Source organism: Bacillus sp. FSL R5-0447, from assembly GCF_038606125.1.
Taxonomy (GTDB): Bacteria; Bacillota; Bacilli; order Bacillales; family Bacillaceae; genus Bacillus; species Bacillus velezensis.
In genome coordinates this window covers 1,555,653-1,571,362 of sequence record NZ_CP152012.1, presented here as the reverse complement: position 1 = coordinate 1,571,362, position 15,710 = coordinate 1,555,653, and the positions used below count along the sequence as shown (strand labels likewise).

2 protein-coding genes are annotated in these 15,710 nt (G+C 44.2%); both read right to left on the bottom strand.

Going from position 1 to position 15,710, the window contains the following annotated elements; translation table 11 throughout:
• Positions 1 to 4: 4 nt before the first annotated feature.
• Complete coding sequence (locus NYE68_RS08100) at positions 5 to 7,009, bottom strand: SDR family NAD(P)-dependent oxidoreductase (protein ID WP_324635877.1); 7,005 nt, start codon at positions 7,007 to 7,009, stop codon at positions 5 to 7.
• Positions 7,002 to 15,710, bottom strand: coding sequence for a type I polyketide synthase (locus NYE68_RS08095; RefSeq protein ID WP_324635878.1), 8,709 nt, complete (start codon positions 15,708 to 15,710; stop codon positions 7,002 to 7,004). Before NYE68_RS08095 ends, NYE68_RS08100 begins: the two co-directional genes overlap by 8 nt.

Below are 15,710 nucleotides of genomic sequence, written 5' to 3'. Positions count from 1 at the left end.
TTCTTTATAATTCTTTGAAATCAAGTAAAGGAATCAGCAATTCTGACTCTTCCTTTTCTGGAGTTTCTCCATTGTCAATCCAGCATTGCTCCTTATTGAATATAACCGGAGAAAGCGGGTGTCTTTTTGTCTCTCCATATCCTAATGTGAGATGGCTGTCGCTCAATATCATATGTGCGTTCGTGCCCCCGAATCCAAAAGAACTGATTCCGGCTCTCAAAACCCCTTTTCTGGGACGCCATTCTTTTAAAGACGTGTTCGGAAAGAATGGCGATTGATCAAATTTAAAACGCGGATTTGGCGTTTTACAATGTAATGTCGGCGGGAGCATCTGATTTTTTATGGATAAGGCAACCTTTATAATACTCGCTATCCCCGCTGCGCTCATTAAATGTCCGAAATTCGTTTTTACGCTGCCTACTCCGCAAAATTGCGTTTCTTCCGTAACCTCCCGGAACACTTCAGTCAGCGCTTTTAATTCAATCGGATCTCCTATCATCGTGCCGGTGCCATGCGTCTCGACATAACTGAGAGTATCTGCATCAATTCCGCCTTTTTTCAGGGCTTTTTTTATCACTGCGCTTTGCGCTTTCGGATTAGGTGTTGTCATTCCCATTGTCTGTCCGTCATTATTAACCGCGGATGAGTCAATTACCGCGTAAATTCTGTCACCTTCGGCAAGGGCGTCATCAAGTCTTTTCAAAAGGACTGCGCCGCATCCCTCTCCCGGTACAAATCCATCTGCCTTCTCATCAAATGTATGACATTTTCCTTCAGGTGAAAGCGCCCGAGCCTCACTCAGCATGACGTAAGGCTTTTGATCCAGCAAAATGTCAACTCCGCCCGCAATCGCCATATCTGACTCTTTTGACATCAGGCTTTGACAAGCAAGATGGACGCTGACCAATGAAGAAGAACAAGCCGTGTCTACAACCAGATTCGGTCCTTTCAGATTAAAAAAGTGTGAGATATGCGCGCCTATGAAATTTTGTCCTATACCCACGATCGTATTTTTTGAAGGGGAACCTATTTTGGACATAAACGTCCCGGTCCGCGAACCGATGAAGACGCCGACTTCTTTGTTTGATACTTCTTCTTTTGTATAGCCGCCGTCTCTCAATGTCTGGACGCTGACCTCAAGGCATTTTTTGATTAACGGATCAAGCTCTGATGCCTCACTTTTGTTCATATTAAAAAACGCGGGATCGAAAGACTCAATATCTTGAAGAAATCCGCCCCACTTACTGATACTTTTTCCCTTTTCATAGGTGTCAGAGTAGTATGAAGAAATATCCCATCGCGACCCCGGGACTTCGCGGACACTATTTTGTCCTTTCTTCAAATTTGTCCAGAACGTTTCTGTGTCCGGAGCATCCGGAAACTCACAGCCCATTCCGATAATAGCGATTTGGTTCAGACTGGTTTGTTGTATTTGAGATCCGCTGTCCCGTACTTCGGAAGCATTTTGATTTATATGTTGCTCTTTTTTCCGAACCTCAATGTTTTCTGAGTCAATTTGAGGACTGATCCCCTCACTTGCAAATAATTCGTTTAAATAGACGCCTAGTTGTGAAAAACTCGGATACTCCAGAAAAGCTGATGGTTCAATTTTTATTTGAAATGCATCTTCCGCTTTTTTAACAAGCTGAACCAGTAAGATTGAATCAACTCCGTAATCCGCAAAAGACGTATCCTGATCTAAATTCCCGTAAGGTATTTTCAGCTCCGCAGAAAAAATCTCCATTAACTTCCTGATTATAGCTTCATTGTCTCCCTGACCAGAAATCACTTTTTCCTCAGCATCCGGGTTATTTTTAGCAGCTTGAATTCTTGTCTGAAGCAGCTGCTGCAGCATGAATTTCTCCGGATGTGTCTTTGCCGGTATAAGGCATGGGTATCCGTTTATCGTCATCATTTCATCCAGCATGGCAATACCTGTTTCTGTTGAATGTGAAAGTAAACCAAGTGCCTGATATGATGGACTTGTCACCTCGCCCATCCCAATGTCCTTCCAGCTCGGCCAGTTAATTGATTGATAATATGTTCTGCCGGCTGCATGCTGATACGCCGCAAAGTAATCCATAAAAGCGTTCGCCGCGGCATAGTCACTTGTTCCGGCGCCTAATAAAGGAAAGGCGCTCGCAACAGATGAAAACAAAATGAAGAAATCAAGTTCGTCATCAATAAAAATGTCATGAAGTACCTGCATCCCCTGTACCTTTGGCTCAAATACTTCTCTTATTTCTTGATCAGATTTATGAATAAAAGCCGGATTCGAATGATTGGCTGCACCAGCGCAATGAATCACCCCGCCGATTTTGCCGAACTTCATCCTCACCTCTGAAAAGAAGCGATGTAATGTTTCTTTTTCCGTGAGCGGCCCGGAATACACTTCCACCTGAACTCCCTTTTGATCCAACTCATGCAGCAGTTGTAATTTCGAATAAAGAGGTGACTTTTCATCGGTGTCTTTTAACAAGCCGGCTATTTTATCAGATTCCGGAAGGTCGGTTACTCCCATCAACACAAGTTTTTTGACTCCCTTGCCGGCATAATGTCTGGCAAGTTCTGCTCCGATCCCTCTTGTTCCCCCTGTAATAACCAGGGTTTGATCCGTACGGCATACTGGCAGACCGGATAGTTTCCGGTTTATTTCCGCTGCATGTAATTTCTCGACGTATGGAATATAACGTTCACCGTTGCGGTAGCAGATTTCACTATACAGCCCGTCAGCGTAAGCTTCATCTGTGATTACCTGTCTCAATTCCGCCGCAGTCCCGACATGACCGTCTACATCTATTGTTTTTGATTTTATCTTTTGATACTCCGCACTCAGCATTTTATATAGTCCGGCTGTTTCGGCTCCGGCTAACGACGGCTTGTCATTCAGAAATGTCTGCAGCCCTCTGGTCACATGTAAAACGAAAAGCTGTTTACGTGTCTTTATGATTTCCTGCAGCAGTGTCAGCTTCCCGATTGTGCCGGTGCGTGCCCCGTTTTGATCACTCCGCAAATCTGACAGGTCAATCATGCCGATGATTTCCGGATTTTCTTCTATGACCGCTAGAGCCGTTTTTTTGGCTTCCCCATCCGAATGATCCCAGTTATCTGCACAAATGACAGCGGATTCAATGAGAGGATCTGAATCAAACAATTCGAATGCAAGCCGCTCACTTTCACTATTAGCCAGGATCATCACCTGTCCTTTCGTAAAAGCGGAAGGCGCAGCCTTTTGTTTTTTCCACGATTTTTTTAATACATCAAATGATAAGTCAATCGGTGCATGGGGCAGACTTTGCGGTACACCTGTTTTTTTCTGTTTCTGTGCAGCTTTTGCAACAGGCACCCAATATCTGTTCCGTTCAAAAGGATAAGCAGGAAGAGAGACAAGCTTCGGTAATTCCGCAGTGTACATCTCTTCCCATTGAACGTCTCCTCCGTTCACCCAGTGAATGGCCATTTCTCTTGCACTTTTAAAGTGGGCGGCTGACAGGGCATTCTTTTGACAAGCGCCTCGGCGGGACTTTCCCCTATATAAACCGTTTACCTTATGATCTGACCGCAAATACATCGTCAGCTTATTGCGAAGGTCGTCAATGCTGCTAACCTCAACAGCGAGCCGCTCTTCCATAGCGTTTCTCCCGGTCTGCGAGGTGTATGCAGCATCAGCTAGTGACGTTTTTGGCTCCAGTTCATTTATATATGCATCAATCAAGAGTCTGAGCCGTTCTTCATTTTTGGCAGAAAGCAGAATAATTTGCGTATTGTTGCTCTTTACCGTTTCCATCTTTTCTTCATTCTTATACTCTTCGATGATAATGTGGGCATTAGATCCTCCAGCGCCGAACGAACTGATGCCTGACCTTCTGGCTTGATTTTGCGGCGTCTCCCAATCAGTCAGTTCAGACTGCACGTAAAACGGTGTTTCCTCAAAATCAATATTAGGATTTAAGTTATCGGAATGAAGGGAAGGAGCAAGCTGTTTATACTTCATTTGCATCAGCACTTTTGTGATAGAAGCAATTCCCGCCGCAGCCTCTAGGTGTCCGATATTTGACTTAACCGAACCAATTGCACAACGATAATCGCTTTTCGAGCTGTGCAAAGCTTTGGTTAAACCTGAAATTTCAATCGGGTCTCCCAAAGATGTCCCGGTGCCATGCGCTTCAATATAACTTATGCTGTCTGCATCAATCCCCGCCTTATCAAGAGTTTCACTGATGACGTTTGCCTGCTCGCCTGGATTTGGCACAGTGTATCCGTTTGTTTTTCCGCCGTGATTTACAGATGTTCCCTTAATCACACCGTAAATCCTGTCCCCGTCAGCCTTCGCGGCAGAAAGCGATTTCAAAAGAACGGCCCCGACTCCTTCTCCCGGCACATATCCGTCTCCTCCCGCTCCAAAGCTTCTGCAACGCCCATCGCTTGAAACAAAATGATTTTGTGAAAGCAAAGTATATTTATCCGGGTGTAAGGATAAATTCACTCCTCCGGCAATAGCGAGGGTGGATTCTCCCCTTTTTATACTTTCACATGCAAAATGAACAGCACAAAGTGAAGAAGAACACATTGTATCAATTGCAAGGCTGGGCCCGTGCAGATCAAAGAAATATGATACCCGGTTTGCGATAGACGAATAAGAAGACAAGAGCGCCTGACGTTCCTCATCATCTGAAGCACCGGCTGCAAATAACTGATAGTGGCTGTAGGTGACACCGACAAATACACCTGTCTTATGCCGTTTCAACTTTTTCTTTGTGTAACCCGCATCTTCAAACGTGTGCCATGCTGTCTCTAAAAATAACCGTTCCTGAGGATCAATTAACTCGGCATCACGGGGCGAAATTGAGAAGAACAGCGGATCGAATTTATCAGCGTCTTTTATAAAACCTCCCCATTTGCTGTCATGACGGGCATTGTCACCTGTGTGATAATATTTCCGAAAATCCCAGCGCTCTTTCGGTATTTCCGTTATACAATCTTTTCCGGAAGAAATATTTTCCCAAAACTGTTCCACATCTTTCGCCATCGGGTAGCGGCCGGCTATACCGATAATCGCAATATCTTCCTCGGAAGGTGCGGATGGTGTGCGGGAAACGGAAAGCTTCTCCCGTTTCGCCGGCGCCGAATGATCAATTCGCTGTTCGGCTGCCGGTAAAAACGCCTTCTGCAACTCATGCTGATAGTGTTCAAGAAAATACTCTGACAGCTCTTCAACACTGCTGTATTCAAAGAAAAGAGTCTTAGACACTCTTCCAAAATATTTTTCCAGACGGGAGTTAAGACCTAAAATCGTTAGAGAATCAATTCCGTAACGGTCAAACGTATCCTCGGGTAAAATACTGTCCGCCGGTCTTCCCGTTTCCGCTCCGACGATCTCTGTTAAAAGACGGACCGTTTGCTTTTTCAGATCTTTTTCATGTAATTGCGGCAGGTTACTGTTGTTTTCAGGCACAGTCTCTATTTCTTTATGATTAGTTGAGAGTAATTCACTTATTCTATCTTTGTCTCCGCTGATAACAGCCAGCCGAGAAGCAGAGCGGCTCATACTGTCCTGAAAAGCGGCAAGCCCTGCTTGGGCGGATAAAAGTTCCAGCCCTGCATGTCTTAAAGCCTGCAGCTCTCCCGGCCCGACTGTCATATTGCCCGCATCCCATAACGGCCAATTAATAGAAAGTGTTTTCCCGGGACGTCCCTTAATGCTTCGATACTGGGTGAATCCGTCCATACATCCGTTAGCGAAGGCGTAGTCGCTTTGACCCGCATTAGGCAGAACGGCCGAAAGGGATGAAAACATAACGAAGAAATCTAGAGGCTCTTCTTCAGCTGCTTTATCCAGCCAAACGGTTCCGAATACTTTAGGCGCTATAACTTCTTCTATGCTTTCTTTCGTTTTTTTTATGATAAATGCATCCTTAACAAGTCCGGCACTGTGCAAAATTCCGTTTAATTCTCCGAATGTCTGCTTAATGTGCTTAATCAAAGCGTTCGTCTCTTTTTCATTTGAAATATCTGCCGGGACATATAAGGCTTCAGCGCCGAGATTTTCAAGAGCGCATAATTTTTGCGCCGTTTCACGGGAGGCCGGGGAACGCCCGGTTAATATCAGCTTGACTTCTGCCTGTTTCGCCAGATATTCAGCAAACAGATACCCGAGACCGCCGGCTCCTCCCGTAATTAAATACACACCGTTCTTTTTTACACTGAAACTATGTTTCTCCCCATCTTCTTTTTTTACTTTTTGAAGCTGCCTTTTATAATAATGCCTCGGCTCATAGCAGGTAAAGTGGTCCGTTTTACATTGATTGTTCCATTCAAAAGAGATGACATCTGCAATATGCTGCTTTGTAAACGGCTCGTCAAACATTGATTTCAGCTCTGCAGCCTTACATGTGAAATTCGGATTTTCGGCCTGTACGGTCTTAAGAAAACTTTCAACCGCGTTATAAATCGGCTGAACCTCGCCCTCGGCATTTTCATACAGATACAAAATTTCTGCTTTCGGACAAAGTTTGTTCGCCATGAAGGCCTGAAACATTTGAAACAAGGAATACAGACTTTTATTGAGCTGCTTTCTCATTGCATCTTCTGTATTTTTGAAGAGCCCGGCAGCTAAAAAATGAATAATATGGCGGGGTCTTATATTTTGAGAACGCAGAACCCCGCATAACGCATCATAATCCTCATCTTTTGCAAAGTTCATTGTAAAACGACCGTTCCGGCAATCTTCGAAACGCTCGCCGGAAGTCACGTAAATGAAAGGCGCCTCATAACCTTCAAGCTGTCTCTTCATTACGGTATACATGCTGTCGTCTTCGCCAAAAAATAAAATTGGCTCTTTCGTATGCGGGAATTTTTTACTGCCTTTAAATTCATATCTATCCCATACCATTTCATATAGATGGGTTTTCCCCAAGCTCTTAATTAATTCCAGCCCTTCTTCAGGTGTCAGGCTGCATTCTTTCACCTTTTTCACGATTTGCTCAATTTGCATCGTTTTTTCATTCATGGAAAAGCAACTCCTCTATCAGCTCTGACGTCTCTTTCGTATTCATCTCACCTGTTTGTGCTTTTTCAAGAAGCGACATGATTTCTCCATCTGCTGTATCTTTATTTGAGTTGTGAAGCTCAGTGTTCGAGAAAGCCTCAGCCTTCTGCGCTTCATCTTTATTTAAATGAATCCAATGTCTGTTCTTGCTGAAAGGATAGAGAGGAAGAGACAGTTTAACCGGTTTGAGTTCCTCCTCATACAAGTCTTCCCAGCTGATTTCACAACCGATCGTCCACAACTGAGCCAGTTTGGCCGGCTTGTTTTGCTGAATCAGTGATTGAACATATGCATGACCTTCGGGGCCGCCGAATAAAGGAGCGTGCAGACTATCAAAATCCGTTACATTTCCTTCATAAACACCTTGCAGCCTGCTCCCCTGGATGTAACCGTTTAATTTTTCAAGAAGATCTCCGGTATTCGAGCAAGTGATCGCAAGGCGGCATTCAAATGGTTCCCTTCCGGTTTGCAGTGTATATGCTATTTCTTCAAGACCGATTCCGGACTTTTCTCTAAAATTGCCGTTATGCGGTTTATCAGCTGATCGATTCCGAATGCTGCTGATATAGCGGCACAGCTCGCTCAGTGTCTTTAATTCCTGAAATATGTCAAGTGATATTTCTGTGCCGTACATTTGGTTTATAAAAGAGATTAATTCGGAATAAGCCAACGGATCAAATCCGAATTCCGAAAGAGGTGTCTTTGCATCTATATCTGCGGTATTTAAACGCAGGATACCCGCTGCCGCTTCCCGAACCGCCTCTTGCAAATCACGTTCCTGCACCTCTTGCTGACTGAATTGAACTGATAGTTCTTCATGTAAAAACGTTGTTAACTCTTTGGCTTTAACCATCAGTCTTTCCTTTGTTTTGGCCGATAGAACAATGATTTGTTCCCGCTCGCCAGTTACTGCTTTATCTTGTCCGTATTCGAATTCTTCCACGATGACATGAGCATTTGCCCCGCCGAATCCAAAGGAACTGACTCCGGCGCGGCGCGGAATTTCATTTCCTTTTCGATCTTTTAATCTGGCCCACTTCATAGTTTTATTGACAATATGAAACGGTGTTCCGCTTAATTGAATGTAAGGGTTCAGTTCATTGACATGTAGTGTGGCAGGCAGTGTTTTATACTTCATGGATAGTAATACTTTAATCAGCCCCGGCATTCCAGAGGCGGGCTCTAAATGACCGATATTCGTTTTTACTGAACCGATGCCGCAATATTGATCATGATTCTTTCCTGGATGCGGCTCAAAAGATCCAAACGCTTTTTTCAAGCCTTCAATCTCAATCGGATCTCCCAGTTCTGTCCCGGTTCCGTGTGCTTCAATGTAAGATATCGTATCAACAGGAATATCGGCATTTTTGTAAACAGACGTTAACAGTTCTGCCTGAGCTTCCGGGTTCGGAGCGGTCAATGAAGCAGATCTTCCTCCGTGATTTGCTCCGGTTCCTCTCAGAACTCCGTAAATATTGTCTCTGTCATTCATTGCCGCTTGCAATGGTTTCAATAACAGAACAGCTGCACCTTCACCGCGGACATAACCGTCGGCAAGTTTATCAAATGTCTTACACCGGCCGTCTCTAGACAAAATACCGAGTTTATCAGTATACATATGCGTGACTGGATCTAAAAGCAGCGAAACCCCGCCTGCTACCGCCAGCTCACTTTCACCATTTTGAATCGAGCGCACAGCTCTGTGGATTGCTACAAGACTGCTTGAGCAGGCTGTATCAATGGACTCACTCGGACCTCTGAAATTAAAATAGTGGGATACACGATTGCTGATGAGCGCCTGGCTGTTTCCAGTTCCCGCAAACGCATGCGCCCCGTCCGAATGCCTCATCAGCAGCTGGCGGTAATCATTAAATTGAATGCCCGTAAACACCCCGATATTTTTGCCAGACAGCTTTGAAGCTTTGTAACCCGCATCTTCTATCGCTTTCCAGGTTTCCTGCAAATAAATTCTGTGCTGAGGATCCATGAGTTCTGCTTCCCGCGGATTAATATTGAAAAACGCCTCATCGAATTTATCGGCATCTGTGATAAAGCCGCCCCATTTCGAATGTACTTCGCTGTTTCCTTTGCCTTCGGCGTATTTTTTCCAATCCCAGCGATCCGGGGGAATTTCCTGAATCAAATCTTTTTCATTGATTAAATTGATCCAAAACTCATCTGCATTTTTTGATCCCGGAAAAACACAACTCATCCCGATAATGGCAACCGGCTGCTTCTCCGGATGATGGTCAGCCTGTCTTGTTGTCTTTTTTTCAAACGGAAAACTTCGCGGCGGCTTCACGGTTTTCCCGGTGGTTTTCCCAGCGTGCACTACTTTCCTTTTTTCAGAAATGTTTTTTTCTGCATCTGTATTCCCTTTTGCAACAGTACGCAGTTCACTGTTTAGAAATTCTGAAAGAGACTTTATATGGCTGTAAGTAAAGAAAACGGCAGGTGTCAGCTTAAGCTTGTATTTTTTATTCAGTCGGACAGCTAATGTTTTCAAACTGATAGAATCAAAGCCGAGATTGCCGAAATTCTCTGCCGTATCCAGCTGTTCAATGTTAATTTTCAATAATTCCGACACCATTTGCTTCAGTTCTTCCAGGACATTGTCTGTATAAGCCGGTGCTGTATAAGAAATTTCCTCTTGACGAACCGGAAGCGTATTTACTTTTTGATGCGGCAGATCTTTTCTTGCTGGTGTCGTTTCGGCATCCCCGGTAACAACCGAAATTTGCGGGCAGTCACTTGCCAAAATCGTCTCAAAAGCCGCTATCCCTTCTTCCGTTTCCAAATAATCAAACCCGGATGCGGAAAGATATGCTTCTTCAGCTTCTTTGTTTAAATGCATTCCGCCTTTACGCCACAACGGCCAGTTAATCGAAATGCTCTTGCCTTGTCTCTCTTGCCGGCGGCTCTGTTCGGATCTCCAATTTATATATTGATCTTGAAAATAATTGCCCAACGCATAGTTAACCTGTCCAAAATCTCCGAAGACCGAAGAAATAGAAGAAAATACGATAAAGAAATCAAGCGGCTCATCTTTCGTTAATTCATCTAAACATACCGTGCCTTCAATTTTAGCAGTCATGCCATCTGAAAAATCATCCAGATTCATCTCTGTAAATAACCGATCATCGGCATGACCAGCTGAATGAATAACGCCTTGAATGGAGCCCCAAGTCCGTTTCGTTTCTTCTATGACCCGTCCCATCGTCTTTTGATCTGCGGCATCAGCTTGATAATATACCGCATCTCCTCCAAGCGCCTGCAGCCGGTCCATGTTATGGCGTTTATCAGCAGTTAACGGTGACCTTCCCGTCAATACTAATTTTGCTTGATATTGAGAGGCCAAATATTTTGCGAAAATCAGGCCCAGACCGCCCAAACCGCCCGTTATGAGGTAAATCCCTTCCTGTTTCAGCTGATGAGAGTGCTCTGTATGATTGAATACATACTCCTTTAATGTCTTAACAAACCTCTTGTCATTTATATATTTAACTTCTTCCGCCTGCCGTTCCATGCCTGAAACCATTTCGTTAAGACAAAATTCAGCCATTTTTTCAATTGATATACGTTCTGAAAAACCGATTGACTTCACATTTTCTGCGGATGGCACCAACATATTCGCCGTTTTTAAACAGCCTGCAAGAGCGCCCGTATACGGATCATTCACGCCTTCTTTAAAAGAGTGAACAAGAAGCAGAGAATGAAGATAAAGAGAGGCGTCACTGCGGGCGCTCAGGGCTTTTAATAAATAAAAAATTGATTCCAGGCCGCTGAGAAGGTGGTCACCCGCGTAAAATGTTTCTCCCGTGTGCAAGATGACATCAGGAGAAAACCCTTTTTTATCCAGTTCTTCGAATAAACGAATGTAATCTGATGTCACTTCCGGGTTTACACAGAATGTCAGCAGATTTTGATCGGTCTGCCGCTGATCCGGCGTGACGAGAATGACACGGCTGTCTGATTGATTTTTCAGAGCCCCAGCCAATGCTTCAGCTTTTGCAAAGACCAGAATTGTTTTTGGCTCCCTATCTTTCTTTTCAATCAGAGGGTTTTTTTGATCCCACTTATGCTCATAAAAACGTACATTTTTATTAGGCTTTTCGCCAAAAACCAGCCCGCTCAGTTCCATCAAAATCCCGCCGGCATTGTCTAATACATACACATCATAAGCCGAATCGCTTTCTCCAGTTTGTTCTGCATATACATAAACGGGTTCAGTCTCATGATCAAAAATCGTACATTCTTTAATGTTTTCCGGGAGCTCTCCGGCATTTTCCCCCGCAAGGTATATGACGGCTTGATATACGCTCTCAATCACTTCCGGTTTGATTATGCACCCTTTCGGCCCGGCCTTTGCTTTTATTTTTAAAAGCACCTGTCCGTTCCTGCTGACGCATTGCTCTGCCGCTTTCAGACTGTCACTGCAGCTGTATCCGAATTCGGCAAGCCGCTGATAAAACGCTTCATACGGTATGCGGTCTGCGCGCTGAGACAGAATCGGCTCAAGATGAATATTTCCGTTCTCGTACGCCCCGCCTTCTAATTCGAGCCGCCCTGAGGAATAAATGGATGAGTCGCTCTGTTTTTCTATAGAATACGATGCACCCTGATTATCCGGGGTTAATACAATCCGGATCTGCTCATTGCTTCCGCTTTGTAACATCGGTTCTCTAAAGGAGAGCTCTGTTAATTTAATAATCGGATTCCCTGAAGCCATCGCTCCGGCAGCTCTCGCCATTTCAATCTGGCTGAGAAACGGAAACATTTCCTTGTCTTGATACTTTGTTTTTATATACAAACCGGTATCGCTTACATTGATAAGAAACTTCTGTGCTTTAAAATCAGATATATTGCATGAAATGTAAGGGTGCAGATCGTTATTAACGTTCATCCGGCGGCTAACCATATTTTGCGCATCTATTCTGCACAGCTCTTTGGCAAATGGATATCCGGGTGCTGATACCCGTCTCAGAGTGGCATCTTTATAAAGTGACGGCCAATCTATCCCGTTACCGCCAACCCAGTATTCAGCAATCTTCACAAGATCCCTGTTTGCGGCTGCTTCTTCAATCTCAGTTTTATTCATCCTTTGAGCTTCTGTTGTGTCTTTGCCGCTTGTAAAAATATGATCCGTCGCGTTTCCGAGAATATAATCTGTCAGTCTTTTAAGCAATTCATCTCTTGTGGAGGCGATAACAGCCAATCTGTGCGGCATTTCTTCTCTGCCGGTTTGTAAAGTAAATGCTGTATTTCTAAGTGTTTCTAATGGATAATCTCTGGCTGCTATATGTTCTTTTGCGCGTTTTGCATATTCTGCCAGCCTGTCGGCATTTTTTGCAGAAAAAACAAATAAAAGCTGTTCAGGTTCTTCAGCCGCGAGAGGAGAGATAGCTTCATCCGCAAATTCTTCTAAAATAACATGGGCATTAGCTCCTCCTGCCCCGAAAGAACTGATTCCGGCACGCCTGGGAACGGATGACTCCCATTTTTCGGCACTGTCCGGTACATAAAAAGGTGTTTTTTGAAACGGTATATTTTCATTCAATTCAGCAGAATGAGTCAGTGACGGAACAATCGTTTTATGTTTCATTTGAAGAATAACTTTCGTAATGCCCGCTATGCCTGCAGCAGCCTCAAGATGTCCGATATTTGATTTAATCGATCCGATCGCGCATGTTTTCTTATCGCGTTCGGCATCTGAAAATGCTCTGGTCAGACCGGTGATTTCAATCGGATCTCCTAAGGCGGTGCCTGTTCCGTGAGCTTCTATATAGCTGATGCTTTTTGGATCAATAAATCCTTTTTTTAAGGCTCTCGTAATGACCTCACTTTGAGCTTTGGGATTCGGCACGGTATACCCATTCGTCTTAGCACCGTGGTTGATGGCTGTTGCCTTAATAACTGAATAAATCTGATCACCGTCCGCAATAGCCTTTTTTACAGGTTTCAGCAGCACGGCACCTGTCCCTTCTCCCGGCACATAGCCGTCTCCTCCGGAACCGAAGCTTCTGCACCGGCCATCACTGGATAAAAATCCGCCTTGAGTCAGGAGTTCATATTTATGAGGATGAATGGATAAATTGACGCCTCCTGCAATTGCAATTTCACATTCATTCCTGATTAAACTTTCACAGGCAAAATGAACAGCCGTTAATGATGAGGAACACATCGTGTCCAAAGCAATACTTGGTCCGCTGAAATTAAAGAAGTACGATACCCGGTTGGCGATTGATGCATATGAGGAAGAAACGGCCGCTTCGTGACCAACGCTGTACAGCTGATAGTGGCCGTACATAACCCCTGCAAAAACACCGACGTTTTTTCGTTCAAGCGTTTTCTTTGCGTACCCCGCATCTTCTATGGTGTGCCAAACCGTCTCTAAAAACAGTCTCTCCTGCGGATCAATTAATTCAGCTTCGGCAGGAGAAATATTAAAGAACAACGGATCAAAATGATACACATCGTCAATAAATCCCCCCCATTTGCTTTGGTTTTTTACTTCGTCGCCCGCCGCAGGCTGATAGTGCAGCCCCGAATCCCACCGATCCTCAGGTATCTCAGTTATACAGTCTTTACCGTTCAATAAGTTTTCCCACAGAGTATCAAGATCATTTGCCATCGGGTAACGTCCGCTGATACCGATAATCGCGATATCATTGTCATGATACTTCTCCTGCTGCACCTGATTTTTCATCTGGATTTTCTGTTTCCCGTTAACTTCGGCTGTCTGTTCATGATCTTTTTTCTTCTGAGATGGGGTGCTGCTCCCGTTTTCTCCTAACCGGAGTTTATGAAGAAGAGTATCCCTGTGCTCCTCAACGAAATACTGTGACAATTCTGCCGCAGTCTGATATTCGAATAACAGCGTTTTTGAGAGCGCGCCGAAATGTTTTTCAAGCTCATTCGTCATATTGATAATCATAACGGAATCAAGTCCGTATTTTTCCAATGCCTCTTCTGCATCTATTTTGTCCGCAGGCATCCTGAATTCTGCAGCAATCACTTTTATGATGAAATCAGATGTTTCAGCTTTCAGTTTCTCTGAATCAAATGATTCGATATTTCTCCCTGTTCCTTCATCTGCCTGAATATTGTCTTTTCGTTCATATAATTGCTGAACATGATTGTCAATTTGCTCATCTCCGTAAAATACAGTAAATTGCGAAAAACCGGAGGACAATGCGACTGCAAACGCTTCTTTACCTTCCTCTTTTTCTAAAGGATAAAAACCCGCCTTTTTCATTGTCTCTACCGTGCGCTCATCCACTTGCATGCCGACTTCTTTCCACAGCGGCCAGTTCAGAGAGAGAGAAATCGTATCAGAATCCTGGGCAGAACGCATATTCATGAAATGATCCATATAACTGTTTCCGAACGCGTAATCAGATTGCCCGACATTTCCCAACACTGCGGAAGTAGAGGAGAAGCAAATGAAAAAGTCAGGATTTTCTTTCTCAACAGCATCATTCAGCCACATCGTACCCAATACTTTCGGTCTGATTACCTGATCGAATTCCTCTCGTGACTTGTTAAGAAGGAAAGAGTCACGGATGATTCCCGCGCCCTGAATGACCCCGTTTACTTTTCCATAAGAAGTTTTGGCTGTTTTGACTACATATTCGGCTTCTTCCTTATTGGTAATATCAGCCTGAACATAAACAGCTGACGAACCGGCATCCTCTAATCGTCTCAGCTGTTTTCTTATATGATCTGAAAGCGGAGATCTCCCCGTTAAAACAAGGCAGCATTTTGTTTGAAAAGCCAAATATTCCGCAAAGGTAAATCCTAATCCGCCCGCGCCGCCCGCGATAATATATACTCCATTTTCTCTCAGCGGCACATCTCCGCTTCGGGAATTTTTTTCGGGTTCATACGTTTTGAGCTGTTTGACATAACGCTGCATGTCTTTATAACGAATCTCTACATCTGAAGGCTGGAAATCACTCAGCTCATTGCGTATGATATCAGCTGCGTGAACAGCTGCTATTGACTGCTCCATCTCAATGCTTTTTGCTGAGATTAACGGATTTTCCAGCTGCAATGTCCGCAAAAATCCGCTTGCCGCCGCGTAAAGAGGCTGTTCTCCAGAAAGATGCGAAAAATATCCATATAACAGTTTGATCGGTTTGCGGCAGTTATTTTTGAAGAGCGCCTGTTGTAGTAAAAACAAAGAATAGACTCCGCTGTCGCATTGTTCACGAATCGCTCTCTCTGTCTTTTCAAACGGCATGTCTGACCACAAATGCACCGCTTCCCGTATATCTGACTTCTCTTCTTCTATAAGCCATCCTAACAGGTTTATGTAATCTCTTTCAGAGCGGGGGTCGATTTCAAATACACCGTCCCCGGTTTTTCGAAACTCTTTCCCCGGCTTAACCAAGATAACCCTTGTATCATGCAATGCAGCAAGTTCTTTACTCACATCTTCATTTTTATCAAATAATAAAAGGCTGCCCTCACGTCGGCCGCCTTTTACATGAATGCTGAGATCTGTCCGCTGCCAGACCGTCTGATAATATATCGCCTGTCCGTTACCCCCTGCGGAATGAGAACCAAGCTGCTGTATCCGCTTTACTCCTTCTTCCAAAGAAATGATGCCGCTTTCTATGTCAGAAAGTACTTTTTTTCTAATATGACGGGCTTCTTTCAT

Coding starts and splice junctions, on each gene's coding strand:
- NYE68_RS08095 (WP_324635878.1), bottom strand. CDS start 15,710: ATGAAAGAAGCCCGTCATATTAGAAAAAAAGTACTTTCTGACATAGAA.
- NYE68_RS08100 (WP_324635877.1), bottom strand. CDS start 7,009: ATGAATGAAAAAACGATGCAAATTGAGCAAATCGTGAAAAAGGTGAAA.